The organism is Acidocella sp. (assembly GCF_027352905.1).
Classification (GTDB): domain Bacteria; phylum Pseudomonadota; class Alphaproteobacteria; order Acetobacterales; family Acetobacteraceae; genus Acidocella.
The window spans coordinates 1-25,411 of the sequence record NZ_DAIEIF010000038.1; the positions used below are offsets into that span (position 1 = coordinate 1).

21 protein-coding genes and 1 pseudogene are annotated in these 25,411 nt (G+C 67.3%); 10 read left to right on the forward strand and 12 right to left on the reverse strand.

Annotation, left to right across the window (positions count from 1 at the left end; translation table 11 throughout):
• From M7H45_RS06995 to M7H45_RS07015, 5 genes and pseudogenes are all read left to right on the forward strand, one after another.
• Positions 1 to 587: pseudogene (locus tag M7H45_RS06995) on the forward strand (hypothetical protein); the annotation flags it as partial.
• 8 nt (positions 588 to 595) lie between these two features.
• Positions 596 to 1,939: a Tol-Pal system beta propeller repeat protein TolB gene (gene tolB, locus M7H45_RS07000; RefSeq protein ID WP_298215573.1), complete on the forward strand. Its 1,344-nt coding sequence runs from the start codon at positions 596 to 598 to the stop codon at positions 1,937 to 1,939.
• A 126-nt stretch (positions 1,940 to 2,065) separates the two neighbouring features.
• Positions 2,066 to 2,746: an OmpW family protein gene (locus M7H45_RS07005; RefSeq protein WP_298215574.1), complete on the forward strand. Its 681-nt coding sequence runs from the start codon at positions 2,066 to 2,068 to the stop codon at positions 2,744 to 2,746.
• 158 nt (positions 2,747 to 2,904) lie between these two features.
• Positions 2,905 to 6,348, forward strand: a complete 3,444-nt coding sequence (gene pyc / locus M7H45_RS07010; protein ID WP_298215575.1) for a pyruvate carboxylase — start codon at positions 2,905 to 2,907, stop codon at positions 6,346 to 6,348.
• Between the two features lie 166 nt (positions 6,349 to 6,514).
• Complete coding sequence (locus tag M7H45_RS07015; protein ID WP_298215576.1) at positions 6,515 to 6,973, forward strand: MaoC family dehydratase; 459 nt, start codon at positions 6,515 to 6,517, stop codon at positions 6,971 to 6,973.
• Positions 6,974 to 7,152: 179 nt separating this feature from the next.
• On the opposite strand, the gene M7H45_RS07020 is transcribed toward M7H45_RS07015, so the two are convergent.
• The 8 genes from M7H45_RS07020 to M7H45_RS07055 all read right to left on the reverse strand — a co-directional run bounded on the left by M7H45_RS07020 (position 7,153) and on the right by M7H45_RS07055 (position 16,652).
• Entirely contained in the window at positions 7,153 to 8,547 is a 1,395-nt protein-coding gene (locus M7H45_RS07020; protein ID WP_298215577.1) for a cytochrome-c peroxidase, read from the reverse strand.
• A complete protein-coding gene (locus M7H45_RS07025; protein WP_298215578.1) occupies positions 8,544 to 10,211 on the reverse strand; it encodes a phospholipase C in 1,668 nt (555 codons plus the stop codon). The genes M7H45_RS07020 and M7H45_RS07025 overlap by 4 nt, the downstream gene beginning before the upstream one ends.
• A 138-nt stretch (positions 10,212 to 10,349) precedes the next feature.
• The gene (locus M7H45_RS07030; protein ID WP_298215603.1) at positions 10,350 to 12,371 is read right to left on the reverse strand and encodes a catalase; all 2,022 of its coding nucleotides are present in this window, start codon (positions 12,369 to 12,371) and stop codon (positions 10,350 to 10,352) included.
• A 204-nt stretch (positions 12,372 to 12,575) separates the two neighbouring features.
• The gene (locus M7H45_RS07035; protein WP_298215579.1) at positions 12,576 to 13,262 is read right to left on the reverse strand and encodes a DUF4142 domain-containing protein; all 687 of its coding nucleotides are present in this window, start codon (positions 13,260 to 13,262) and stop codon (positions 12,576 to 12,578) included.
• Between the two features lie 88 nt (positions 13,263 to 13,350).
• The gene (locus M7H45_RS07040; RefSeq protein WP_298215581.1) at positions 13,351 to 13,854 is read right to left on the reverse strand and encodes a ferritin-like domain-containing protein; all 504 of its coding nucleotides are present in this window, start codon (positions 13,852 to 13,854) and stop codon (positions 13,351 to 13,353) included.
• Between the two features lie 107 nt (positions 13,855 to 13,961).
• On the reverse strand, positions 13,962 to 14,360 hold the full coding sequence (locus tag M7H45_RS07045) for a general stress protein (protein ID WP_298215583.1): 399 nt from the start codon (positions 14,358 to 14,360) through the stop codon (positions 13,962 to 13,964).
• A gap of 350 nt (positions 14,361 to 14,710) precedes the next feature.
• On the reverse strand, positions 14,711 to 15,091 hold the full coding sequence (locus M7H45_RS07050; RefSeq protein WP_298215585.1) for a hypothetical protein: 381 nt from the start codon (positions 15,089 to 15,091) through the stop codon (positions 14,711 to 14,713).
• A 196-nt stretch (positions 15,092 to 15,287) separates the two neighbouring features.
• Entirely contained in the window at positions 15,288 to 16,652 is a 1,365-nt protein-coding gene (locus tag M7H45_RS07055) for an amidase family protein (protein ID WP_298215587.1), read from the reverse strand.
• 107 nt (positions 16,653 to 16,759) lie between these two features.
• Here M7H45_RS07055 and M7H45_RS07060 point away from each other — a divergent pair, with 107 nt between their 5' ends.
• The 3 genes from M7H45_RS07060 to M7H45_RS07070 all read left to right on the forward strand — a co-directional run bounded on the left by M7H45_RS07060 (position 16,760) and on the right by M7H45_RS07070 (position 18,251).
• Positions 16,760 to 17,167 carry a rhodanese-like domain-containing protein gene (locus M7H45_RS07060; RefSeq protein ID WP_298215589.1) on the forward strand — a complete coding sequence of 136 codons (408 nt, stop codon included), beginning with the start codon at positions 16,760 to 16,762 and terminating at the stop codon, positions 17,165 to 17,167.
• Between the two features lie 127 nt (positions 17,168 to 17,294).
• Positions 17,295 to 17,987, forward strand: a complete 693-nt coding sequence (locus tag M7H45_RS07065) for a CarD family transcriptional regulator (protein WP_298215591.1) — start codon at positions 17,295 to 17,297, stop codon at positions 17,985 to 17,987.
• Positions 17,988 to 18,029: 42 nt separating this feature from the next.
• Positions 18,030 to 18,251: a hypothetical protein gene (locus tag M7H45_RS07070; protein ID WP_298215593.1), complete on the forward strand. Its 222-nt coding sequence runs from the start codon at positions 18,030 to 18,032 to the stop codon at positions 18,249 to 18,251.
• Here M7H45_RS07070 and secA read toward each other — a convergent pair.
• Both secA and M7H45_RS07080 read right to left on the reverse strand, forming a co-directional pair.
• The gene (gene secA, locus M7H45_RS07075; RefSeq protein WP_298215594.1) at positions 18,226 to 20,931 is read right to left on the reverse strand and encodes a preprotein translocase subunit SecA; all 2,706 of its coding nucleotides are present in this window, start codon (positions 20,929 to 20,931) and stop codon (positions 18,226 to 18,228) included. The genes M7H45_RS07070 and secA overlap by 26 nt on opposite strands.
• 80 nt (positions 20,932 to 21,011) lie before the next feature.
• Complete coding sequence (locus tag M7H45_RS07080) at positions 21,012 to 21,914, reverse strand: bestrophin family protein (protein WP_298215595.1); 903 nt, start codon at positions 21,912 to 21,914, stop codon at positions 21,012 to 21,014.
• A gap of 110 nt (positions 21,915 to 22,024) precedes the next feature.
• On the opposite strand from M7H45_RS07080, the gene M7H45_RS07085 reads away from it, so the two are divergent.
• Positions 22,025 to 22,921, forward strand: coding sequence for a peptidylprolyl isomerase (locus M7H45_RS07085; protein ID WP_298215597.1), 897 nt, complete (start codon positions 22,025 to 22,027; stop codon positions 22,919 to 22,921).
• A 10-nt stretch (positions 22,922 to 22,931) separates the two neighbouring features.
• A complete protein-coding gene (argJ, locus tag M7H45_RS07090) occupies positions 22,932 to 24,149 on the forward strand; it encodes a bifunctional glutamate N-acetyltransferase/amino-acid acetyltransferase ArgJ (protein ID WP_298215599.1) in 1,218 nt (405 codons plus the stop codon).
• A 9-nt stretch (positions 24,150 to 24,158) separates the two neighbouring features.
• Here the strand turns inward: argJ and M7H45_RS07095 are convergent, their stop codons facing one another.
• Together M7H45_RS07095 and hemJ are read right to left on the reverse strand one after the other, a co-directional pair.
• A complete protein-coding gene (locus tag M7H45_RS07095; protein ID WP_298215601.1) occupies positions 24,159 to 24,791 on the reverse strand; it encodes a LysE family translocator in 633 nt (210 codons plus the stop codon).
• Positions 24,788 to 25,237 (reverse strand): protoporphyrinogen oxidase HemJ, encoded by a 450-nt coding sequence (gene hemJ, locus M7H45_RS07100; RefSeq protein ID WP_298215602.1) that lies wholly within the window; start codon positions 25,235 to 25,237, stop codon positions 24,788 to 24,790. The genes M7H45_RS07095 and hemJ overlap by 4 nt, the downstream gene beginning before the upstream one ends.
• Between the last annotated feature and the right edge of the window lie 174 nt (positions 25,238 to 25,411).

The following is a 25,411-nucleotide window of genomic DNA, read 5'->3' on the forward strand; positions in this document are numbered from 1 at the left end:
CGCTGCCGCCGCCGCCGCCGCCCCAGCCGCCGCAGAAGCAGACGAGCACGGCCAAGCCGCCGCCCAAGCCGCAGCCGGTGACCAAGCCGCCCGCCCCGGCGCAATCGGCCACCCACCAGCAGCACGAGGTGAAAACCCCGCTGCCGCTCTCCAAGAGCGTGCTCAACACCCTCTCGCAGCTGCGGGTGAACCAGAAGCAGGAGAAACCGCCCACCTCCCAATACAACCCCGACCAGGGCGGCGCGCCCAATGGCGGCGGCAGCCCCAACAGCACCGCCAATTCCATGCTGAGCGAGGCGGACCGCAACGCTATCGGCGCGCATGTGCGGCCTTGCTGGGGCATAGATGCGGGCGCGCCGGGGGTTCAGGGCTTCTCGGTGCAACTTTTGGTTACCACAGACCCGGGCGGCACCGTCCGCCAGGCGGTTGTCGCCCCCGCCAGCCAGGGTAATATGGGCAACCCGGTCTACGCGGCCTATGCTGAGCGGGCCATCGCCGCCGTGGAGAATTATCAATGCGCGACGCTGCCCCTGCCCTCCTACATGCTGGGCAAGACCCAGACCTTCCTGTTCAACTTCACCCCGTAAGAGGTTCGATGATGACGCGTCTATTCCTGCCGCCCTATTCCCGCCGCCGGCTGCTCGGCACGGCCGGCGCCGCGAGCCTTCTCGCCCCCGCCGCGCTGGCCCAGAGCGCCCCCGCCGGCGGGGGCAACGGCCCGGCCATCCAGGTGAGCGGGGCCCAGAACGCGCCCATCCCCATCGCCATCACCCCGTTCGCCACCTCCGGCACCGGCGCGCAGATCACCCAGGTGATCTCCGACGACCTCTCCCATTCCGGCCTGTTCCGCGCCATCGACCCGGCGAGCTTCGTGCCGAATTCGGTGAATAACGGCACCCCGGTCTGGCAGAACTGGACGCTGCTCGGCGCGCAGGGCGTCGTCACCGGCGATGTGCAGGATGCCGGGGGCGGCCAGCTGCGGGTGGAGTTCCGGCTCTGGAACGTGCCCGGCCAGTCCCAGGCCACCGGCACCGCCTACACCACCACCCAGGATAACTGGCGGCGCATCGCCCATATCATCGCCGATGCTGTGTATCAGCAAATGGTCGGAGAGAAAGGGTATTTCGACAGCCGCGTCGCCTTCATCTCCAATGCCGGCACGGCCACCAGCCCCATCCGCCGCCTCGCCATCATGGATTACGACGGCGCCAACGCCCAGTTTCTCACCGATGGCGCGCATATGGCGCTGACGCCGCAATACAACCCCGTTCGCCAGCAGCTCGCCTTCGTCAGCTACCGCACCGGCGGCAATCCCCGCGTCTATCTGTTCGACCTGCAAAGCGGCGCGACCCAGCTGGTCGGCTCCTTCGGTGAGATGACGATCGGCCCGCGCTTCTCCCCGGATGGCAACTCCCTGCTGATGTCGGTGGCGCGCGATGGCGGCGCCGCCATCGTCAAGACCAATCTCAGCGGCGGCGGCATGACGCCGCTCACCGATTACGGCTCCATCAACGTCACCCCCTGCTATTCGCCGGATGGCTCACAGATCGTCTTCAACTCCGACCGCGACGGCAACCAGCAGCTTTTCGTGATGGGCGCGGACGGCTCGGGGGTGAAGCGCATCTCCTTCGGCCCTGGCCGCTACGCCGAGCCTTGCTGGTCGCCGCGGGGCGATCTCATCGCCTATACCTTCTTCGGCTCCGGCGGTTTCTCCATCGGCGTGATGGCGCCGGACGGCACCGGCGAGCGGATCCTGTCCCAAGGGTTCCTGGTGGAGGGCGCGACCTTCTGCCCCAATGGCCGCGTCATCATGTTTTACCGGCAAAGCCCCGGTTCGGGGTACAGCCTCGTCACCATCGGGGTGGACGGGTTCAACGAGAGGGTGGTCGACACGCCGACCGCCGCCTCCGACCCCTCCTGGGGGCCGCTGCTTACCTGAAATCCGGCAAAAAGGTCACACCCGCGCAAATCCCGGCTCCGCCGGGATTTTTTGTTTCAGATCAAAGAGCGTAGGGCAGGGCGGGCCTATCGGGAGGCAGTTGAAGTCAAACGGGAGCCTGCCATCATGAAGTCCTTGTTCCGCGTGACCGCCACGGCCGCCCTGCTGGCCGGCACGGCCTTCACCCCCGCCCTGGCCCAGGGCTACCATCTTTTCTCCGGACCCACCGGCTACCAGGCCGGCGACATCATGACCCATCTCAGCGTCATCGGCGTGATTCCCGAGGATATCGACAGCCATATCACCCAGGTGCCGGGGGCGAGGCTCGGGATCAGCGCCGGCGTCTCGCCGGAGCTGGACGCCTCCTATTTCGTCACCCCCAACCTCTCCTTCCAGCTGATCGCCGCGACCAGCCGCCACACCATCACCGCTAAGGGCGGCGGGCTGGGCGGCGCCACGCTCGGCTCCGCCTGGGTGCTGCCGCCGACGCTAACGGCGCAATGGCATTTCCCGCAATTCGGCGTGGTGCGGCCTTATGTCGGGGTGGGCATCACCGTCGCCTTCTTCTACGGCATCAGCCCCAGCGCCCAGCTGCTCGGCACCAGCGACAAGCTCGGCCTGCGTACCGCCGTCGGCCCCTCCTTCGATGTCGGGTTCGACATTCCCGTGCAGGGGAATTGGAGCATCAATGTCGATGTCAAGCAGATGATCCTGCCCACCGCCGCGCGGCTCAACCATGGCGCGATCACCGCGATGACCGGGCTCGATCCCACCGTCGTCGGCTTCGGCGTCGGCTATAAATTCTAAGTTTCAGCCTAAGCGAAGTAAAAAAGGGCGGTCCGCCGGGGCCGCCCTTTTCTTTGCGGCAGTGCGGAATGGCCTTGAAGGGGGCGGCGTTCCCGGCCCATAATGCCGGATCGAAGGCATCAAGCGGGCTCCGGCAGGCCCCGAAGGGGAAGATTTTCGTGCAGCATTTCCGCCGTTTGCTCGTGGCCAACCGGGGGGAGGTCGCGATCCGCGTCTTTCGCGCCGCCGCCGAGCTGGGAATTTCCACCATCGCCGTCTATGCGGAGCATGACCAGCTTTCGCTCCACCGCTTCAAATCGGACGAAGCCTATCTGATCGGCAAGGGCAAGGGGCCGATCGAGGCCTATCTCTCCATCGAGGAGATGATGCGCGTCGCCCGCCAGGCCGGGGCCGAGGCCATCCATCCCGGCTATGGCTTCCTCTCCGAGAACCCGGATTTCGCGGCGGCCTGCGCGGCGGCGGGCATCGTCTTCATCGGCCCGGCCCCGGAGACGATGCGCCGGCTCGGCAATAAGGTGGCGGCGCGCGAGCTGGCCACCTCGGTCGGCGTGCCGGTGATGCCCGCCACCGGCCCGCTGCCGCATGACAATGAGGCCGTGACCCGCCTCGCCGCCGGGATCGGCTACCCGGTGATGCTGAAGGCGAGCTGGGGCGGCGGCGGGCGCGGCATGCGGCCGGTGGAGAGCGAGGAGGGGCTGCTGGACGCGGTGGCGGCGGCGCGGGCCGAGGCCAAGGCGGCCTTCGGCAATGACGAGGTCTATCTGGAAAAACTCGTGCGCCGGGCCTGGCATGTCGAGGTGCAATTGCTGGGCGATTCCCACGGCCAGCTCGTGCATCTCTTCGAGCGGGATTGCTCGATCCAGCGCCGCCACCAGAAGGTGATCGAGCGCGCCCCCGCCCCCTATATGGACCCGCCGACCCGCGCCGCCTTGTGCGAGGCCGCCTTGGCCATCGGCCGCGCTACCCAATACCGCAACGCCGGCACGGTCGAGTTCCTCATGGACCGCGATACCGGCAAATTCTATTTCATCGAGGTCAATCCCCGCATCCAGGTCGAACACACGGTCACCGAGGTCGTCACCGGCATCGACATCGTCAAAGCCCAGATCCGCATCGCCGAGGGCGGGCGCATCGGCGTGGTGGAGGAGACCGGGGTGCCGCCGCAGGCGGAGATCGCCCTGCGCGGCCACGCCCTGCAATGCCGCATCACCACCGAAAATCCGGAAAATAATTTCGTGCCCGATTACGGGCGCATCACCGCCTATCGCGGGGCCTATGGGTTTGGCATCCGCGTCGATGGCGGCACCGCCTATTCCGGCGCGGTGGTGACCAAATTCTACGACGCCCTCCTGGAGAAAGTCACCGCCTGGGCGCCGACGCCGGAGGAGGCGATCGCCCGCATGGACCGGGCGCTGCGCGAATACCGCATCCGCGGCGTGGCCACCAACCTCGCCTTTCTGGAGGCCGTGCTCGGCCATCCGGAATTCCGCTCCGGCAATTACACCACCCGCTTCATCGACACCACGCCCGAGCTGTTCAACTTCAAACGGCGGCGGGACCGCGCCACCAAGCTGCTGCGCTACATCGCCGATGTGACGGTGAACGGCCACCCCGAGGCGCGCGGCAAGGCCAAACCCCCGGCCAGCGCCCGCACGCCGGAGGCGCCCTATTTCGGCGAGGAGCGGCCGGAGGGGACCAAGCAGATCTTCGACCGGCTGGGGTCCAAAGGCTTCGCGGAGTGGATGCTGGCCCAGACCCGGCCGCTGGTGACGGACACGACGATGCGCGACGCGCACCAATCCCTGCTCGCCACGCGCATGCGCACCTACGACATCGCCGCCGCCGCCAAGGCCACCGCCGTCGGCCTGCCGCAGCTTTTCTCCCTGGAGTGCTGGGGCGGGGCGACCTTCGACGTGGCGATGCGCTTTCTCCAGGAGGGGCCGTGGGACAGGCTGACCCTGCTGCGCGAGCGCGTGCCCAACATCCTGCTGCAAATGCTGCTGCGCGGCGCCAACGGCGTCGGCTACAAGAACTATCCGGACAATGTCGTCAAATTCTTCGTCGCCCAGGCGGCGGCGGGCGGGATCGATCTGTTCCGCATCTTCGATTGCCTCAACTGGGTCGAGAATATGCGGGTCGCCATCGACGCGGTGTGCGAGGCGGGCAAGCTGGCCGAGGGCGCGATCTGCTATACCGGCGACATCTTCGACCCGGCGCGGGCGAAATACTCGCTCAATTATTACGTCAAGCTCGCCCGGGAATTGGAGGCGGCGGGGTGCCATATCCTCGCCATCAAGGATATGGCCGGGCTGCTGAAACCCGCCGCCGCCGGCGCGCTGGTGAAGGCGTTGAGGGAGAGCGTGGGCATCCCCGTCCATCTCCACACCCATGACACGTCCGGCATTGCCGCCGCCTCGGTGCTGGCGGCGGTGGAGGCGGGGGTGAACGCCTTCGACGCGGCGATGGACCCGATGTCCGGCCTCACCTCCCAGCCCTGCCTCGGCTCGCTGGTGGAGGCGCTGCGCCACACCCCGCGCGATACCGGGCTCAGCCCGGACGCCATCCGCCGCCTCTCCTTTTATTGGGAGGCGGTGCGGGCCCAGTACGCCGCCTTCGAGAGCGATCTCAAATCCGGCGCCTCGGAGGTTTACCTGCACGAGATGCCGGGCGGGCAGTTCACCAATCTGCGCGAGCAGGCCCGCTCCCTGGGGCTGGAAACCCGCTGGCACGAGGTGGCGCGCGCCTACCGCCAGGCCAATGATCTGTTCGGCGACATCGTCAAGGTCACGCCCTCCTCCAAGGTGGTGGGGGATATGGCGCTGATGATGGTCTCCCAGGATCTCACCCCGGAAGACGTGCTCGACCCGGCGCGGGAGATCTCCTTCCCTCAATCGGTGGTGGAGATGCTGCGCGGCGATCTCGGCCAGCCTCCCGGCGGCTGGCCGGAGGCGATCCAGAAAAAGGCGCTGCGCGGGGCGGCGCCCATCACCGTGCGCCCTGGCGCGCTGATGCCGCCCGAGGATCTCGAGGCGGCGCGCAAGGAGGCCGCCGCCCGGTGCGGCATCGAGATTTTCGACCGCATCCTCTCCTCCTACCTCATGTATCCCGAGGTCTTCGCCAATTTCATCCAATCCCTGCGCCAATACGGCCCGGTTTCCGTGCTGCCGACGCCGATCTATTTCTATGGGATGAAGCCGGGGGACACGATCTCGGTGACGCTGGAGGCGGGCAAGACCATCGTCATCAGCCTGCAGACCCTCTCGGACACCGATGAGGACGGCAATGTCCAGGCGTTTTTCGAGCTGAACGGCCAGCCGCGCATGATCAGCGTGCCCAACCGGCTCGTCACCCCCTCCCGCCCGGCCCGCCGCAAGATCGACGAGAAAGATCCCAAGCAGGTGGGCGCGCCCATGCCGGGTTCGGTCGCCACCATCCAGGTCAAGGAGGGCCAGGCGGTCAAGCAGGGCGAGGCGCTGCTGGCGATCGAGGCGATGAAGATCCAGAGCCAGCTTTCCGCCCCGTGCGACGGGGTGGTGAAATCCATTCTCGTCCGCCCCGGTGACCAGGTGGACGCCAAGGATCTGCTCGTCGTCCTGGAATGAGGCGCGCGGGGTTGGCGGGGCGGCCGCGCGAAACAAAAAGGCGCGCGGGGTTGGCGGGGCGGCCGCGCGCAAAAAGAAGCACCGACCGTGATTGACCGGCCGGGTTCATGGGCTACCATCGCCCGGCCCGGCCCGCCGGGCGGAAGCAACAGCCGAGGAAACATCAATGTCCAACCGCTATCTCGACGATTTCACCATCGGTGACGAGTATAAAAGCTATGGCCGCACCGTCACCGAGGCCGATATCGTCAATTTCACCTGCTTCGCCGGGCTGAAAGTGCCGATTTTCATCAATGACGAATTCGCCCGCAAGCACACGCCCTTTGGCGGGCGGATCGCGCCGGGGCTGATGACGGCGGCGCTCGCCGCCGGGATGATGGAGGATATTCTCGGCCCCGCCACCATCGCCGCGCTCGATCTCGGCTTCAAATTCTTCGCGCCGGTCAAGCCGGGAGACACGCTGCGCGCCACCGTGACGGTGGAAGACAAGAAAAACCTCTCGGATGGCGAGCGGGGCATCTTCTTCGGCTGCGTGCGGCTGTTCAACCAGCGCCAGGAGCAAGTGCTGGAGATGAAGGAGAAGCTGATGATGCGCCGCTTCCCGCCCGAGAACATGGAATACTGAACCGCGCGCCGGCGGGCGAGGCCGCGCGAAAGAGGAGACGCCGTCACAGGGCGCGCATCACCCCGCCATCCACGAGAAGCCCCTGGCCGGTGATGTAGCCGGCCTCGCCGTGACGAGGGTGACGGGCCGCTCCCCGGTTGGACACATCCCGCCTCTCATTGCCGGTGCGAGGAGGCAGCCTAGCGCGGGCCGCCGCCGCTGTCGGCCGGGTCGCGACCATAGCCATCGGTCAAGCTTTGCAAAAAGGCGATGATGTCCCGCTCCTCGGCGGGGGTGAGGGGGGGCGCCTCGCCCAGATGGCGGGTGAAGGGCGGGTCCGTGGTGTCGATATTCGCCCGATCGGCGCGGGGCAGGTCGTTGAATATTTCCACCCTGCCATCCGCGGCGCGCGGATAGATCCGGGCCGGATCGGTGTCGCGGAAATCGTAGAAATCCAGCACCTCCCGCAGCGAGTGATACACCCCGTTATGGAAGAAGACCCGCCGCGCCGCCGCGTCGCGCAGGGTGGGGGTTAAAAACATACCGCAATACCGGCTCTGGCCGGCGAAATCGGCGCGGTAGGGGCCGCAAAGCCCCAGATCCGCGTAGGCGGGGTTGGCATTGGCCCGCAAATGCGGGTTGCGCGGCAGGCCCAGCGCCTCGAATTGATGATCGGTGAACAAAGGCGGCGCGCCATCCGGGGCGGGCTGGTCCAGGTGGCAGGCGGCGCAATTGCCTTTCGCCGGATCGTTGAACAGCAGATAGCCGCGCAGCTCCGCCGGGGAGAACCGCGCCCGCCCTTCCAGCCAGGCATCATATTTACTGGTGAATGGATGAAAGCTCTCATCCTCCACCTGGAAGCGGGCGAGGGCGAACATCGCCTCGGACACCATCAGGCCGGGATCGGCGAGGCTGGCGGGGCCGAAAAGCTGGACGAGCCGCTCCGCATAGGGCGGGGCGCCGAGCCGCGCGGCGATGGCGGCAAGGCTGCCATCCATCTCCAGCGGGTTGAGCATCGGCCCGAGGGCCTGCCCCTGCAGGGTCTGCGCCCGTCCATCCCAAAATAAACCGCCTTGCGGCACCAGGCTGGCGGCGCTCGCCCCGGCACTGGCGGGGGTCTTGGCGGGGCGGGGCCGGGCGGCGGGCGGCGGGAAAAGCGGGGCAGGGGCGTCATCATCCCCGGCGGGTTCGGGGCCGATGCTGAAACTCGGCTGGGTGGCAAGATACATCAGGGAGGGCACGGCCCGCACGCCCTGGCGGTCGAGGCGCGGCCCGCCCATCATCGCCGGGGCGGCCCCGGGCGGTCCGTAGAAATGGGTGGGGCTATGGCAGGAGGCGCAGGAAAGCCGGCCGGAGGCGGAGAAGCCGGGATCATAAAAGATCATCCGCCCCAGCCGGGCCATGGCGGAAAGCGGCGCCCGCGGCGGGCGGGCCAGCGGGGCGGGGCGGGGGTTGAAGCCCCGCGCCAGGGCCAGGCTGGCGGCGGGCTGGGCGAGCCATGCCCGCAGCGGCAGCGGGCTGCGGAGAAGGAAGGCGAGGGCGATGCAGAGAGCGAGCGCCGCCACCAGGGCCAGCGCGGCCAGGACCGGCCTCAAGGCGGGGCGGCGGCCTCGCCCGTCTCCGGGTTCAGCAGGACCGGCCGCAGGCGCGGCGGCGCGCGGAAATCGAACATGCCGAGCAGCGAACCATCCCGCGTATCGAAGGAGCCGCCGCCCAGCCGCGCCCCATGCAGCCAGTTATCCTCGATGAAGCGGACGATGGCGGCCTGGGTGATGAGGCTGTGATCCACGTAATTCTCCCGCGCCCAGGGCGAGACGATGAGGAAGGGCAGGCGGGTGCCGGGGCCGCAGCGCCCGTTCACCGGCCGGCCTTCCAGCCCCGGCGCCGCCGGCCCCGTGCCGCATTGGCCGGGACCGTCGAGCTGGTCGGCCTGGGGGTCGAAGGAAGCGCTGGTCACCGGGGTGAAGGCGTGGTCGTACCAGCCATCGGAATCGTCCCAGGCGATGATGACCGCGGTATCCTTCCACTCCGGCAGGCGCTGGAGGAAATTGAGCAGCCTGACCAGCCCGGCCTGCTCGTCCAGCGGGTCGGAATAGCCGGCATGGGCATCCTGATAGGCGGGCAGCTTGACATAGGACACGGCGGGGAGATTGCCCGCCGCCGCCGCCTTGTAGAAATCCTCCAGCCCGTATTGATGGTTGGCGGGGTCGGGCTTGCCGTCCGGCCCGGCGCTATAGCCGATATTCGCCAGCGCGGCGGGGCGCAGATGGCGGGGGTTGGCGGTGGAGGCGTAATACTGGAACCAGTTATGGTGCGGGATGTAATCCGCCACCACCGCGCCCACCACGGCGGAGCGGGTGCTGCGCTGGCAGCCGGTGGTGCCGTTGGGGTTGGTGACGCCAAGATCGAACCCGCCCATGAACCCGCCCCAGGTGATCCGCGCCTCATTGAGAAGGTCGCCGATATTGCGGCCGCGCATCATCACCTGGTCGGTCTTTTTCGAGCAGAGATCGTAGCCAGGATCGACATCGTTGATCATCGTGTAATCGGTGGTCCCGTCGGCCTGGTTTTTCACGTAATAGGAGGATTTGGCGGAAGCGACGATGACCATGCCATCGGTATTGCCCGCCACCGCCTCCAGCGCCCCCGGCGTGGAAGGGCCATAGGTGTCCGTATAGGCGTGATCGTCCATGGCGAAATGCTGGGCGTAATTCCACAGCGCGGTAACGGTGTTGCCATCATAATACCCCATCACCTGCCCCTTGGTGCCAAAGGCGCCCGCCCCGCCGGGGCTGGCCGTGCCGGTATATTTGGGAAAGAGATCGGCCTTGCCGCCGTCATAGGCGCGCTGCTCGGGCGTGTAGTTGTGGGTCTGGTCGGCGGTGGCGGCCTGGGCGCGGTCGAGCCGGAACGGGTTGGCCGCATCCGCGCCATTGGCGGGGTTGGTGAAGTTGGGGTTGTTGGTCAGCAGGCTGGCCGTGACGAGGTTGTCCACCTCCGGCGTGCCGGGCCGCGCGGTAAAGCTGGGCTCGCCGGGCGGGTTGGCGGCGCGCGGGTAGGTGGCGAAGTAATGGTCGAAGGAGACGTTCTCGTCATAGATGATGACGAGATGCTTGATCGGCGTCGCGGTTGGCAGCCGCTCAGCCGCGCCCCGGGCCTGGGCGAGGCTGGCGGGAGCCTGCGCGCCCGCAGGCGGGGGAGCCTGAGCCGTGAGAAGTCCCAAAGCCAGGGCGGCGAGAAGGGTGTGACGTCGTCTCATCTGGCATCCCCGTTAACATCCATCCCTGGCCTTCTGCGAGGCAAGGCGGGCTTTGTGTATGACAAAACCGTGATTTATCGGGCATAAGGGGCCGCACGGCAAGCGGGCCGGTTTTCCGGCCCGCTTGGGTTTGGAGCGTCAGCCGCGCTTCTCCTCGCGCGGCCAGAAGCGCAACGCTCCGCAGGTTTTGATGAATTGCGCCGCGTCCTCGGGCTTGGCGAGAGGGAGGACGCCCTCATCCAGCAGCGGAACCAGGTTGCAGGCTTCCAGCAGCGCCGTTCCCGCCCGGCCATAGGCGATGAATTTGCAATGGGCGAAGGCGTCGTTGACGAAATCCCGCGCCGCCGGGTCGGTCGCCAGCCTTTGCGCGCCTTCCATCGAGGGCAGCAGCGCCACGGCGTCGTAAAGCACGCTGGGCCCGCCCTGAAGCTGCTGACCCGCCTCCATCCGCATGCCCTCGCTGCACATCACGCCGCCCCGCCGGGGCGCCACCAGCTCCATCAGCGCGCCCTCTATTTCCACCGCCTTCTGCAAGGCGCGCAGCAGCTCCATATCCGCCCCGTCCGTCACCAGCACGCCGAGCTTGCGGCCCTTGAAGCTCCCCGGCCCGTTCTCCACGATCGACAAGGCGGGAGAGGGTTTGAGGCTGGTGACGACCGGCCGCGCGGGCGGGGCGGGCGCCGGCATCTCCTCCAGCCCCAGCCCCTCGGCCACCGCCTTCGCCAGCCCCTCATCCACATTCCGCAAATGCGCGACCACGCGGGCGCGGATGGCGGGGGTCTCCACCTTGCTCAGCTCGAATGTGAAGGCGTTGCGGATGTGAATCTGCTCGATCTTCGTCTGGCTGAGATAGAATTGCCGGGCCTGGCTGTAATGATCGGCGAATAACTCGCCTTTCATCCGCAGCTTATCGCCGCTGACCTGCTCGCGCGCCGGCCGGTAGCCCCGGGCGGGGGATTCGCGCTGGCCCTCACCCCAGCTATTCGGCTCGTAATTCACCCGCCCCTTGGGGTTGACGAAGGCCATATGGCCATCCTGCTGGAAATGATGGAAGGGGCATTTGGGCGCGTTGATCGGCAGATGGGTAAAATTGGGGCCGCCCAGCCGCTTCAACTGGGTGTCCAGATAGGAGAAGTTGCGGCCTTGGAGCAGGGGGTCGTTGGTGAAGCCGATGCCGGGCGGCACGTTGGCGGTGCAGAAGGCCACCTGCTCGGTCTCGGCGAAGAAATTATCCACGGTGCGGTCGAGCACCAGCCGCCCCACCATCTGCACCGGCACCTGCTCCTCCGGGATCAGCTTGGTCGGGTCGAGCACGTCGAACTCGAAGGCTTCGGCGAAGGCCTCGTCGAAGATCTGCACGCCGAATTCCCATTCCGGGAAATTGCCGGTCTGGATCGCCTCCCATAAATCGCGGCGGTGAAAATCCGGGTCCGCGCCGTTCAGCTTCAGCGCCTCGTTCCACACCACCGATTGCACGCCAAGCTTGGGCTTCCAGTGGAATTTGACGAAGCTGCTGCCGCCCTCGGCGTTGATGAGGCGGAAGGTGTGGACGCCGAACCCCTCCATGAAGCGGAAGCTGCGCGGGATCGTCCGGTCCGACATGATCCACAGGGCCATGTTGATCGATTCGGGGGAGAGCGAGATGAAATCCCAGAAATTGTCATGCGCCGTTTGCGCCTGGGGAAAGCCGCGGTCAGGCACCTGCTTGGCGGCGTGGATCAGGTCGGGGAATTTCATCGCGTCCTGGATGAAGAAGACGGGGATGTTGTTGCCCACGATGTCCCAATTGCCTTGGCCCGTATAAATCTTCACGGCGAAGCCGCGCACGTCGCGCGGCAGATCGGCCGAGCCCTTATTGCCGGCGACGGTGGAGAAGCGGACGAAAACCGGCGTTTTCTCCCCCACCCGCTGAAACACATCCGCCACGGAGTGCCGGCTCAGCAAATCACTGGTGATCTCCAGATAGCCATGCGCGCCGAAACCGCGCGCATGCACCACCCGCTCAGGGATACGCTCATGGTCGAAATGGAAGATTTTTTCGCGCATGACGAAATCTTCCATTAAGGTCGGGCCGCGCGTCCCCGCTTTCAGCGAATTCTGATCATCCGCGACGGGAATTCCCTGCGCGGTGGTCAAAATCGGCGCATCGCCCTCGGCCATCTGGTGGGTGGTGCCATCAGCGGCGCGAGGGATCTCAATATCGGCGATCTTGACGGTCTTATAATCGCTGGGAGAGGAATTCGGGTCAGATGCCATGACGTTTATTCCATAATTACCTGACCCCAGCATTTAGGCGCGCCGCCGGGCGGCACCAGCTAAATCAGCGATTCATTTCCGCAAATTAAAGTGAGGGCCGCGAGGCCCTCACCCGCCCGCGTGTTTCTGGGCGGCCTCGATCATCGACAGATGCTCCTTGAGAACCGGCAAGGTGCGCGCCGCGAATTTGCGCAAAGCCGCATCCTTGCCCCGCTCGGCCTCCTGGCTGAACAGCGAGATGGCCTGCTTGTGCGCGGTAAGCTGCGCGGCCAGATAATCCGAATCGAAACCGGCACCGCTCTCGCCTTGCAGCTTGGTGTAGGTCTCCTGGTCGGCCGAGGAGAGGCTGGCGGGCACCACGACGCCGAGCCGCTCGGCGATCTCTTTCAGCTTGGTATTGGCCTTGGTGTGGTCCGCCACCATGCGCGCCCCGATTTTCTTGACGCTGGCGCCGCCCTTCTGCTCCGCGAGCGTGCCCATCTGCACCTCGGCGAGACCGGATTGCGCGGCGATGGTGACAAAGTTGGAATCCTGCTGAGAGACATTGCTGGAAGAGGTGGAGCCGCCACTCATCGAGCCGCTGCTCATGGAGCCGTTGTCAGTGGAGCCCATGGTGGAACCGCTCGCCGTTCCCGTGCTGGATCCATTGTCACTCGAAGAGGCCGCGCCGCTGCCCACCGCGCCCGTGCCCGTATCATTGCCGGTTGGGGTGGTGGTGCTGCTCACCTGGGCCGCCGCGGGTAAGGAAAAGGCCAAAGCCGCTGCGCCGGCGAGCATCAAATTCCGCAAATTCATGTGTGTGCTCCTCTGGTTTGTTTCTTTTTCACAAAAAACGGCGGCCCCGCCAGAGAACCGCCGTTTTCTCCGCCCGCAGGCGGCGGACTTATGCCGCCATGCGGTTGACCTGAGCGTTCGCCACATCGGTCAGCTTCTGGTCGGCCTGTTTTTCTTCCTTCAGGGTTTCTTCCAGCTGCGGCACCACGTCTTTGCGGCCCAGCTGCTTGGCGAGGGCGATGAGCGTGCCATAACGGCTGATCTCGTAATGCTCCACCGCCTGGGCGGAAGAGGCGATCGCCGCGTCGAGGACGTTCTTGTCGCCCACATCGCTCATGATCTGCTCAGCCTCGTCGACGATGCCGACGATGGCGTCGCATTTCGTGCCCTCCGGGGATTTGCCGAGCGTCTGAAACACCTTGTCGAGACGCGTGATCTGCGTCTTGGTCTCGGTGAGATGGTGGGTAAGCGCTGATTTCAGGGTCTCGTTGGTGGTTTTCTCGATCATCTTCGGCAGCGCCTTGGTGATCTGGTTCTCGGCGTAATAAATATCCTTCAGCGTGTGCAGAAAGAGATCATCGAGCGTTTTTATCGGAGTGGTGAAAAGTCCCATCGTTTCGTTTTCCTCTGTTTCATGAAGTTTCAATGAGGTTCAGGTCAAGCGCCACGCGGGACGCCGGACGGAAGGCGGGGTGGCGCGAGGCCACCCCCGCTTCCCTTTTAGTGGGAACCGCCCTTCCGGCCCGCCTCGGAGGCTTTTTCACGGTCGTTGGCGAAATTGCCGCCGCTATGGCTGCCCCCGCTGTGGCTGCCGCCGCCATGGCTGCCGCCGCCATGGCTGTGCTGGCCGCCTTTTTGGCCGGCCTCGGCGGCGCGCTCACGGTCATTGGCGAAGTTGCCGCCACTGTGCTGGCCGCCCTTGCGGCCCGCTTCCGCGGCGCGCTCGGGATCATTGGCGAAGTTGCCGCCGCTGTGCTGGCCGCCCTTGCGGCCCGCTTCCGCGGCGCGCTCGGGATCGTTGGCGAAATTGCCGCCGCTATGCTGCCCGCCCTTATGGCCGGCGGCGGAGGCTTTCTCACGGTCGTTCGCGAAATTGCCAGGATTACTGTTCTGAGTCATGTCGAATCTCCTCTCCGTTTCCAGGGTACGGCAGATCGTATACCGGACAGGCTTCACGCCTGACCCACCGCAAGCTAGTGAGCGGCCTTTAGGGTTGCAACCGATTCCGGAAAATCCTTAATCCTTTTAATCTTCCGTAAAATATTTATGCGACAGTCTCTGGTGTCTTTTTGAACATTATAGGTTATCAGCCGGACATATTAAATTCATTAACTGCGTTGGTGTGATTTTTGTTTGTATTTCTAACCTAAATATAACGTTCACAACAAAAAACCGGCCCCTCTCCTCTGCCCATACAGAGGAAAGCGGGGCCGGCCTGGAAGACTCCGGCCTTTAATTCAGCCGGTCACTCACACATCGTCGGGCCCGGTGATCCCGCTATGAGCGGTTGCATCGCTCGCCGGGAAACTATCCGCGACGGCGCGATCCACGGGATGACTCTCTGGCGTGGGGAAGGTCACCACCACCCCCGTCGCCTCGGCGGGCATCGCCGCCAGTGTCGTGCGCTCCGGATCGTTCCACATCGCCACCCGGATCACCTGCCCCGCCTCCCCGGCGGCGGCGGGGTCCAGCGGCTCGACGATCTGCAAGCCGTCCTCGTCGAGAAAAAACGTGTGCTCGCCGAAAAAGCCCGAGAATTGTCCGGCATTGGGATGCGTCTCCGGCACCACCACGGCGGGCTGGTCCAACTGGTCCAGGGTTTGTTGAATGCGTACAGTCGAGAGTTTCATGACGAACCTCTTTGCTGGCTGTAAAAGCGGAGACATCGACGGCGGCCGGCTCACCCGGCCTAGGCCGCGCCCTATCCGGTCGGGAGGGGTCTCCGCGCGGAAGAGGCGATTTTATATCACGCCGCGCCCATCCCGGCAAAGCCGCATGGGTGACTTCTACATGATCATTCGGACATGACAGCCGGAGAGCCTGAGCTCAGCCCAGCTCCCGTTCCACCGCCCGCGCCACGCGCAGCACCGTGTCGTCGCGGTAGAGCGGGGCGGCGATCTGCACCGCCACGGGCAGCCCCGCCTCATCCACCCCCATCGGCAAAGAAAGCGCGGGCTGGCGGGTCAGGCTGAACAGCACGGTCCAGGGCGCCCAGTCGCGGGTCAGCGCCGCCACCGGGTCGTCCCAGACCGCATCCACCAGCGGCGCGGACGCGGGAACGGCGGGGCAGAGCAGGGCGTCGAATTCCAGCGCCGCCATGGCGTGCGCCGCCTGCACCCGCGCCGCCTCCGCCTCCAGCAGGTCCAGCGCCATGGTGTCGCGGAACCGCGCCGCCAAAGCGCGCAGCCCCGGCTCGATCAGCCCGCGCCGCTCCGGCGGCACCGCGAACACGGTGCGGGCCAGCCCCGCCCCCCAGAAAACGCTGAACACCCGCCCGGCATCGGGCAAATCCGGCGCGGCCTCGCCAATCTCCGCCCCCGCTTGAGCGAGCAGCGCCGCCGCCTCCTCCACCGCCGCCCAGGCCGCCCGCGTGGCGGGCGCGGCGAAACCGGGCTGGCGGAGAATGCCGATCTTCAGCCCCGCCGCCCCCGCCTCCAGCCCGGCGCTAAAATCCAGCGGCGGCTCGGGCAGGGAGAACGGGTCCGCCCTGTCGAACCCGGCCAGCGCCGAGAGCAGCAGCGCCGCATCCGCTACCGAGCGGGTGAGCGGCCCCGCCACCGCCAGCGGCGCGAAAGCGCCCAGCGGCCATTGCGGCACCCGCCCGAAGCTGGGTTTCAGCCCCACCACCCCGCTCCAAGCGGCGGGGATGCGGATGGAGCCGCCGCCATCCGTGCCCACATGCAGCGGCCCGAAAAAGGCGGCGGCGGCGGCGGCGGCCCCGGCGGAGGAGCCGCCCGGCGTATGGGCCGGATTCCATGGGTTGCGGGTAATGCCGCCGAGCGGATTGTCGCCGGGCGATTTCCAGCCGAACTCTGTGGTGGCGGTCTTGCCGGTGATCACCGCCCCGGCCCGGCGCAGCGCCGCCACCAGCGGCGCGTCCCGGGCGGCGGGCTCCGCCACCGTCGCCCGGCTGCCCCGCCGGGTCGGCAGGCCGCGCACATCAATGAGATCCTTCACCGTCACCGGCACGCCCTCCAGCGGCCGCGCCGCCCCGGCCCGCCAGCGCGCCGCGCTCTCCCGCGCCGCCGCCAGCGCCTGCGGGTTCATCGCCGCGAAAGCGTTGATCTCCGGGTTGCGGCGGGCGATCCGTTCCGTCACTCCTTGCAGGGCCTGCAACGGTGTCAGCGCCCCGCTGGCGAAGGCCGCCAGCAACTCCACCGCGTCCAGCGCCGCCGCGTCGGTCACCTCCATGGCGGCACCGGCGGAAAACCCGCGCCGATCACCCCCTCCGCCACTGTTTCCATTCGGCATCGTCCTCGCTATGCTGCGGTCAAAGACCAGAGATTCCGGAGGACATTATGATCGAAGACGTGCCGCCGCGACAGGTCTGGGAGGCGTTGATGAGCCACCCCGACGCGGTTTTATGCGACGTGCGCACCCAGGCGGAATGGAATTTCGTCGGCCTGCCGGAGCTGAGCGAGGCGGGCAAACAGCCGCTCCTCATCCAGTGGCAGCTCTTTCCGGGCATGCAGCCCAACCCGAAATTCCTGGAGGAGCTGGCGGCGAAGGTGAAACACGCCGCGCCGGTCTATTTCCTCTGCCGTACCGGCGGGCGCAGCCTGGCCGCCGCCCAGGCCGCCCAGGCCGCCGGATACAAGCACGTCTTCAACGTCAAGGATGGGTTCGAGGGGCCGCTGGACGCGCGCGGCCATCGCGGCGCCGTGGCGGGGTGGAAGGCGGACGGCCTGCCCTGGCGGCAAAAATAAGGGCATCCTCCCCCGAGATGACGGGGAGGGGAAACTCTGCTATGGCGGGCAGAGCCAACCGGGCGGGCCCAGCCACGCCCGGCTTTCATGTTACGGCGCCGGGCGGCGGCGCCTCAGCGGAGTGGTAATGACGGAAAAAGCAAAGAGCGGCGCATCCAGCAAAGCCGCGAAATCCGAGCCGGAACAGAACGCCCCCAAACCCGCGCCCCCATCCCCCAAACCCGCGCCCAAGCCCCCCCAGACCGAGGCCGCGCAACCCGCCCCGGTGATGCATGGCGGCGTGCCCGCCGGGCCCATCCGTCCGCTCGCCCCGCCGCGCGCCCCCGCCAAGGCGGAGGTCTTCAAGGCGGGCGACTATGTCGTTTATCCCACCCATGGCGTCGGCAAGGTGGACCGCATCGCCACGGAGGAGATCGCCGGGCACAAGCTCGAACTCATCTGCATCACCTTCGATGAGAACCGCATGACCCTGCGCGTGCCCACCACCAAGGCGCGCAGCGCGGGTTTGCGCAAGCTCACCTCCCGCAAGGGCTTCGATGAGGTGCTCACCGTCCTCAAGGGCCGCGCCCGCATCAAGCGCACCATGTGGTCCCGCCGCGCCCAGGAATACGAGGCGAAGATCAATTCCGGCGACCCCGCCGCCATCGCCGAGGTGGTGCGGGACCTGCACCGCAATGCCGGCCAGCCGGATCAGAGCTTCTCCGAGCGGCAGATCTACGAATCCGCCCTCGACCGGCTCGCGGCGGAATACGCGGCCCTCGAGCAGATCGACAAGCCCGCCGCCATCGAGAAACTGCTCGCGCACCTCAAATCGGACTAAGCCGCGCGCGGGCTGACCCTTGGCCTGCCCGGTTGGGGCCTCATGCTGTTTCCCGCCCTGTTCGCGGCGGGCGTCGGCGGGGTGGAGTTATTGGGGCTGCTGCAAAATCGGCTCTGGCGGCCCGTCGCGGCGTTCAACCACGGCAATGCCTGCGGGCTGCTCGGCACCGCCATCACCGCCCTCTTCATCGGCGGCTGGGTGGCCGCCGCCATGCTTTACCGGCGCCGCCGCGCCGCCCTCACACCCGCCCGTGGCAATATTTGAATTTCCGGCCCGAGCCGCAGGGGCAGGGAGCATTGCGGGGGGTGGACCCCCAGGTCTCGGGCCGGGCCGGGTCCACCTCGCCCTCGCCAAAGCCGGGCAACCCCGCGTCGGTATTGCGGATATCCGGCTCCGCCAGCGCCAGCCCGCCCTGCAAGCCGCCCGGCAGCGGGTGCAATTCCTGGACGGGCGGCGGCGGCGGCGCCATCGGCAGTTGCGGGCTCACATGGGCGAGGGCAAGCGTCACCCGCTCCTTCAGCTCCTCCAGCATGCCCGCGAACATGGCGAAGGCCTCGCGCTTATATTCGTTCAGCGGGTCGCGCTGGCCATAGCCGCGCAGGCCGATGCCCTGGCGCAGATAATCCAGCGCCAGCAGATGCTCCTTCCAGACATGGTCCAGCGTCTGCAACAGCACCGATTTTTCGATATAGGCGTAGAGTTCCGCCCCGAATTGCGCGGCATTGGCCGCGGCCGCCGCCTCCGCCGCCGCCTCGATCCGTTCGCGCAGATGCCGCTCGTCGATCCCTTCCTCCGCCGCCCAGGCGGCGATGGGCAGGTCCAGCCCCAGCACGCGCTTGACATCGGCGGCCAGCTCCTCCGTCTGCCATTGCTCGGCGAAGGCTTTTTCCGGCACCCGGTTTTCTACCATCGCGGCGATGACGTCCTGGCGCATCTCGGCCACCACATCGGCGACACTCTCCGCCCGCATGAATTCCCGGCGCTGGGCATAGACCTCCTTGCGCTGGTCGTTCATCACGTCGTCATATTTCAGCACGTTCTTGCGCATGTCGAAATTGCGGATCTCGACCTTTTTCTGCGCCTTCTCCAGCGCCCGGTTGATCCAGGGGTGGATGATCGCCTCCCCCTCCCGCAGCCCGAGCTTCTGCAGCATCCCGCCCATGCGCTCAGAGCCGAAAATGCGCATCAGATCGTCTTCCAGCGAGAGGAAGAAGCGCGAGGCGCCGGGGTCGCCCTGGCGGCCCGAGCGGCCGCGCAGCTGGTTGTCGATGCGCCGGCTCTCATGCCGCTCGGTGCCGATGACGAAGAGCCCCCCCGCCGCCTTCACCTTTTCGTGGTTGGCGGCGATCTCGGCCCGCAGCGCCTCCGGATCCGCCCCCGGCTCCAGGACGAGGCGCATCTCGTAATTGCCGCCGAGCTTGATGTCGGTGCCGCGCCCGGCCATGTTGGTGGCGATGGTGATGGCGCCCGGCGCGCCGGCCTGCGCGACGATCTTCGCCTCCTGCTCATGGAAGCGCGCGTTGAGCACGTTGTGCCGGATGCCGCGCGCCTTGAGCAGGCCGGAGATGATCTCGCTCTTCTCGATGGAGGTGGTGCCGACCAGCACCGGCTGGCCGCGCTCCCGGCATTCGAGAATCAGCTTGATCACCGCCTCGTATTTCTCGCGGGCGGTGCGGTAGACCTCGTCATCCTGGTCGTCGCGGATCACCGGCACGTTGGTCGGGATCTCCACCACCGAGAGCTTGTAGATCTGCTCGAACTCGTCCGCCTCGGTCATCGCCGTGCCGGTCATGCCCGCCAGCTTGGGGTAGAGGCGGAAATAATTCTGGAAGGTGATGGAGGCCAGGGTCTGGTTCTCCTGCTGGACCTCCACCTTCTCCTTGGCCTCCAGCGCCTGGTGCAACCCGTCGGAATAGCGCCGGCCCTCCAGCATGCGGCCGGTGAACTCGTCGATGATGACGATCTTGCCCTCGCGGACGATGTAATCCACGTCGCGGGTGAACAGGGTGCGCGCGCGCAGGGATTGCTGGACATGGTGGACGAGCGGCACGTTGGCGCGGTCGTAAAGCCCGCCGGTCAACAGCCCCGCCTCCTGCAGCATCGCCTCCACCGTCTCTGCCCCCGCCTCGGTCATGTTGACCGTGCGGGATTTCTCGTCCTTCTCGTAGAATTCGTGCCTGCCGTCCTCGCCCCGCCCCTTGGCGAGAAACGCCTCCACCACCGCGTCCACCTGGGTGTAGAGCGCGGTCGGCTCGTCCGAGGGGCCGGAGATGATCAGCGGCGTGCGCGCCTCGTCGATGAGGATGGAGTCCACCTCGTCGACGATGGCGAAGCTGAAGGGCCGCTGCACCATGTCCTCCAGCCGGTATTTCATGTTGTCGCGCAGATAATCGAAGCCGAACTCGTTATTGGTGCCGTAGGTGATGTCGGCGGCATAGGCCTCGCGCCGCGCCGGCTCCTCCACCCCCGGCACGATCACCCCGGTGGAGAGGCTGAGAAAGCCGTAAAGCCGGCCCATCTGCTCGGCGTCGCGGCGGGCGAGATAGTCGTTGACGGTGACGACATGCAAGCCCTCGCCGCTCAGCGCGTTGAGATAGACGGCCAGGGTGGCGACCAGGGTCTTGCCCTCGCCGGTCTTCATCTCGGCGATCCTGCCGTCATGCAGCACCATGCCGCCGATCAGCTGCACGTCGAAATGGCGCATCCCCAGCACCCGGCGCGAGGCCTCCCGCACCACGGCGAAGGCTTCCTCCAGCAGATCATCCAGGCTGGCCCCCGCCGCCAGCCGGGTTTTGAACTCGGCGGTCTTGGCCCGCAGCCCCTCATCGTCCAGCGCCGCCATTTGCGGCTCCAGCGCGTTGATGGCGGCCACGCGCCGCCTGTAGCCCTTGAGGGCGCGGTCGTTGCTGGAGCCGAAAACGGCGCGGGCAAGGCTGGACAACATGATGAAGCAAAATCCGCGATGATGGGGGGAGACTTCCGCCCGTTGACATAATCGCGGGGGCGGGCAGGGTCAAATAGGGGTCATAGCAACACGAAGTTCTTGGGTTGCAGGGGGGCGGGGGCGGGTTCGCCCAGCGCCTCGGCCACCGAGATCTCCACCACCCGCACCAGCGCGTCCAGCGGCAGCCCGTTCTGGCTGGCCGCGAAAGGCTCCTCCAGCTCCTCGCCCAGCGCGTCCAGGCCGAGAAAGGCATAGGCGAGGATGCAGGTGAGCACCGGCGTCGCCAGCCCCAGATCATCCACCAGCCCAAAGGGCAGCATGGCGCAGAACAGCCAGGCGGTGCGGTGCAGCATCAGGGAATAGGCGAAGGGCATGGGGGTGGAGCGCAGCCGCTCGCAGGCGCTCTGCGCGGTGGTGAGCACCGCCAGATGGTCCGCGAAGAGCCGGTAGGAAATATCGGAAATCATCCCCGCCCGCCGCAGCGCCCCGAATTCCTGGGCCAGCAGCGCCAGCACCGCGGCGGGGCGGTTGCGGGGCGGGCGGGCCCAGCCCCCGGCGGGCAGCCAGTCGCGGGGGGCCGCGTCCTCCACCCCGCGCAATTCGGCGCGCAGCGCATGGGCGAACGCGCCCAGCCTGTGCGCGATGCGGCGGCGGGCGGGGTCGTCCTCCTCCAGCAGGGCGTTGAGGTCCCGCAGCAGGGTGCGGGAGGTGGAGATCACCGCCCCCCATTGCTGGCGGCCCTCCCACCAGCGGGCATAGCAGGCATTGTTGCGGAAGCCGAGGAAAATGGAGAGGCCAAGGCCAAGCAGGGTGAAGGGCGCGATGCCGGCCACCCCGATATGCAGGGCCCAGATTTGATGCAGGCCGAGCGCGACGCAGGAGATGAGGAAGATAACGGCGAGGCGAGGCGCGATCACCGGCAGGATCGAGCCGCGCAGGGCGAAAAGAAGCGTGAAGAGGGTGAGACGGGGGCGGACGATCATATCCGCGCCATTACAATAGCCGGGCCCGGCCGTAAAACGGGGCCCCGCTTGCCGTATGGCGGGGTTTGGCCCATAGGAATCCCGTATTACAGCATCAAAGGGTCCGTTATATGCGCCGTCTGCCCAAGCTTTCCCTTCTGGCGCTCGGCCTCGCTTTGGCCGCGCCCGCCTACGCGCAGACCGGCGCCAGCGCCCCCGCCGCTTCCGGCGCCGCCGCCTCGGCCCCCGCCAATGCCGATCCGGTGGTCGCCAAGGTCAATGATATCGAGATCCATATGAGCGATATCCAGCAGGCGGCGCAGAGCCTGCCGCCCGAGGCGCAGCAATTACCGCCCGAGCAGCTTCTGCCCCTGCTCGTCAACCAGGAGGTGGACCGCGCCGCCCTGCTCATCGCCGCGCAGAAGCAAGGCTTGCAGAACAACCCCGCCGTGGCGGCGCGCATGCGGCAGGCGGCCAATATCCAGCTGGAAAACGCCTATGTGCAGCAGGCCGTCGGCTCCCAGGTCTCGGATACCGCCGTGCAGGCCTATTACAACCAGCATTACGCCAACCAGCCGGGGCCGGAGCAGGTCGAGGCGCGGCAGATCCTCGTCCCCACCGAGGCCCAGGCCAAGGAGATCATCGCCCAGCTCAACAAGGGCGCGGATTTCGCCAAGCTGGCCCAGAAATACAGCACCGATCCCGGCGCCAAGAATGGCGGCGAGCTCGGCTGGTTCTCCAAGGACGAGATGGTGCCCGCCTTCGCCAACGCCGCCTTCGCCCTCAAGCCCGGCCAGTACACCAAGACCCCGGTGCAGACCCAGTTCGGCTGGCATATCATCCTCTGCGAGGGCAAGCGCACCGGCCCCACCCCGACCCTCGATGAGGTGAAGCCGCAGATCGAGCAGAAACTCTCCAACCAGGCGGTGCAGGCGACGCTGGACCAGGTGCGCTCGCAGGTGAAGATCCAGATGTTCGGGCCGGACGGCAAGCCGCTGCCACAAACGCCGCCCGCCGCCAGCCACTAACCCTTCCGGCATGGCGAAACCGCCCGTCTCGCCCCTGGCGCGGCCCTTGCCCGACCTGCCCGCCATCGCCGGGCTGCGTCTCGCCACCACGGCGGCGGGCATACGCTATCAGGGCCGCACGGATATGCTGCTGGCGGAGCTGGCGGCGGGCAGCACGGTGGCGGGGGTGTTCACCCGCAATCTCTGCCCCGGCGCGCCGGTGAGCTGGGACCGGGAAATCCTCCCGGCGGGCCGGGCGCGCGGCCTGGTGGTCAATGCCGGCAACGCCAATGTCTTCACCGGCCTCGCCGGCCTCAGCGCGGTGGAGGAGACCGCCAGGGCCGCCGCCGCCCTGCTCGGCGGCTCGCCGCGGGAGATCTTTCTCGCCTCCACCGGGGTGATCGGCGAGGTGCTGCCGGTGCACAAGCTGGTCGCGGCCCTGCCCGGCCTGCAAGCCGGGCTGCGCGAGGATGGCTTCGCCGGGGCCGCCCACGCCATCATGACCACCGACACCTTCCCCAAGGGCGCCACCCGCACGGCCCGGCTCGGCGGCCGGACAGTGCGGATCAACGGCATCGCCAAGGGCTCGGGCATGGTGGCGCCGGACATGGCGACCATGCTCTGCTTCCTGTTCACCGACGCCGCCCTGCCCGCCGCCATTCTGCAACCCATGCTCAGCGCCGGGGTGGAGGCGAGCTTCAACCGCATCACCATCGATTCCGACACCTCGACCTCCGACACGGTGCTGCTCTTCGCCACCGGCGCGGCGGGCAACGACGCCGGGGCCGATACCGGCGAGTTCCGCCGCGCCCTGCACGAGGTGCTGCTCGACCTCGCCCTGCTGGTGGTGCGGGATGGCGAGGGCGCGCAGAAGTTCATCACCATCACGGTGGAAGGCGCGGTCAGCGACGCTTCGGCCAAGCGGATCGGCCTGGCCATCGCCAACTCGCCGCTGGTGAAAACCGCCATCGCCGGGGAGGACGCCAATTGGGGCCGCATCGTCATGGCCGTCGGCAAGGCGGGCGAGCCGGCGGACCGGGACCGGCTCTCCATCGCCATTGGCGGGGTATGGATGGCCCGCCAGGGCGGCGTCGCGCCGGGTTACGACGAGGCCCCGGTCGTCGCCCATATGCGCGGGCGGGAGATCGACATCATCGTCGATCTCGGCCTGGGCGAGGGCCGGTCCCGGGTTTGGACCTGCGATCTCACCCACGGCTATATCGATATCAACGGCTCCTACCGGAGCTGAACCCCCTGCCTACCGCCGGGAGAAGGCCAGCCTGACCCCGAACAGGATGAACACCCCGCCCGCGACCCTATCCAGCGCGGCGATGATGCGCGGCTCGCGCAGCCTTTGCGCCAGCGGGGCAGAGGCGGCGATGAGCACCGCGAACCAGCCCAGCGTCATCCCCACATGGATCAGGGCCAGCATCACCCCTTCCGCCGCCACGCTCGCCCCTGCCGGGATGAACTGGGGCAGGAAGGTGACATAGAACACGCCGATCTTGGGATTGAGCAGATCGGTGAGCAGGCCGCGCCGGAACGCCGCCCTCCAGGCCCCGCGCCGGGGCGCCGCGCCGCCCGCCTCCAGGGCGCGGCGGGGATGGAGCAGCAGATTGACCCCCACCCAGACCAGATAGGCCGTGCCCGCGTATTTGACGATCTCATAGATCTGCGGCGCGGCGCGCAGCACCGCCCCCAGCCCCAGCGCCACCGCCGCCCCCCAGACCAGGCAGCCGAGGCAGATGCCGAGCGCGGCCGCCCAGCCCGGCCCCCGCCCGCCCGCCGCGCAGGCGCGCAGCACCATCGCCGTGTCCACGCCGGGGGTGATGGTCAACACCGCCGCCGCGGCGATGAAGGCGAGCAGCAGCGGCAGGCTGATGACGATCACGGCTTTACCACCACGGCGATGACGATGACGATGAACAGCAGGGTCGGCACCTCGTTGGCGATGCGGTAGAATTTTTCGCTATGCCGGTTGGCGTCGTTGAGAAAATCCCGCCGCCAGCGGGAGCAGGCGCCATGAAAGCCGAAGAGCAGGATCAGCGCGCCGATCTTGGTCCACCACCAGCCCGCGCGCCAGTCCACCGCGCCGGGCGTGAACACCAGCAGCAGGCCGAAGATGACGGTGGCGATCATCGCCGGGTTGATGATCTGGCGCAGCAAGCGCCGTTCCATCACCTTGAAACGCTCCGAATCCGCCGCGCCGGGCAAGGTCTGGCAATGATAGACATAGAGCCGGGGCAGATAGAACATTCCCGCCATCCAGGCGGTGAAGCAGATGATATGCAGGGCGAGAAACCAGTGGAACCAGGGCAGCAGGGCGGGAAATGTCATGCGAGTACCTCGAAAATCTCATCCAGCCGGGTGATGATCCCCGCGGCGCCCGCCGCGCGCAAGGCCGCCCCAGCGCCGCCGGGGGCGAAGCCGTAGCAAACCATGCCCGCCGCCACCGCCCCGCGCACGCCGAGCGCGCTATCCTCCAGCACCAGGCAGGCGGCGGGCGCCGCC

Coding starts and splice junctions, on each gene's coding strand:
- tolB (WP_298215573.1), top strand. CDS start 596: ATGATGACGCGTCTATTCCTGCCGCCCTATTCCCGCCGCCGGCTGCTC.
- M7H45_RS07005 (WP_298215574.1), top strand. CDS start 2,066: ATGAAGTCCTTGTTCCGCGTGACCGCCACGGCCGCCCTGCTGGCCGGC.
- M7H45_RS07015 (WP_298215576.1), top strand. CDS start 6,515: ATGTCCAACCGCTATCTCGACGATTTCACCATCGGTGACGAGTATAAA.
- M7H45_RS07025 (WP_298215578.1), bottom strand. CDS start 10,211: ATGAGACGACGTCACACCCTTCTCGCCGCCCTGGCTTTGGGACTTCTC.
- M7H45_RS07030 (WP_298215603.1), bottom strand. CDS start 12,371: ATGGCCGAGGGCGATGCGCCGATTTTGACCACCGCGCAGGGAATTCCC.
- M7H45_RS07035 (WP_298215579.1), bottom strand. CDS start 13,262: ATGAATTTGCGGAATTTGATGCTCGCCGGCGCAGCGGCTTTGGCCTTT.
- M7H45_RS07040 (WP_298215581.1), bottom strand. CDS start 13,854: ATGGGACTTTTCACCACTCCGATAAAAACGCTCGATGATCTCTTTCTG.
- M7H45_RS07045 (WP_298215583.1), bottom strand. CDS start 14,360: ATGACTCAGAACAGTAATCCTGGCAATTTCGCGAACGACCGTGAGAAA.
- M7H45_RS07050 (WP_298215585.1), bottom strand. CDS start 15,091: ATGAAACTCTCGACTGTACGCATTCAACAAACCCTGGACCAGTTGGAC.
- M7H45_RS07055 (WP_298215587.1), bottom strand. CDS start 16,652: ATGGAGGTGACCGACGCGGCGGCGCTGGACGCGGTGGAGTTGCTGGCG.
- M7H45_RS07060 (WP_298215589.1), top strand. CDS start 16,760: ATGATCGAAGACGTGCCGCCGCGACAGGTCTGGGAGGCGTTGATGAGC.
- M7H45_RS07065 (WP_298215591.1), top strand. CDS start 17,295: ATGACGGAAAAAGCAAAGAGCGGCGCATCCAGCAAAGCCGCGAAATCC.
- M7H45_RS07070 (WP_298215593.1), top strand. CDS start 18,030: ATGCTGTTTCCCGCCCTGTTCGCGGCGGGCGTCGGCGGGGTGGAGTTA.
- secA (WP_298215594.1), bottom strand. CDS start 20,931: ATGTTGTCCAGCCTTGCCCGCGCCGTTTTCGGCTCCAGCAACGACCGC.
- M7H45_RS07080 (WP_298215595.1), bottom strand. CDS start 21,914: ATGATCGTCCGCCCCCGTCTCACCCTCTTCACGCTTCTTTTCGCCCTG.
- M7H45_RS07085 (WP_298215597.1), top strand. CDS start 22,025: ATGCGCCGTCTGCCCAAGCTTTCCCTTCTGGCGCTCGGCCTCGCTTTG.
- argJ (WP_298215599.1), top strand. CDS start 22,932: ATGGCGAAACCGCCCGTCTCGCCCCTGGCGCGGCCCTTGCCCGACCTG.
- hemJ (WP_298215602.1), bottom strand. CDS start 25,237: ATGACATTTCCCGCCCTGCTGCCCTGGTTCCACTGGTTTCTCGCCCTG.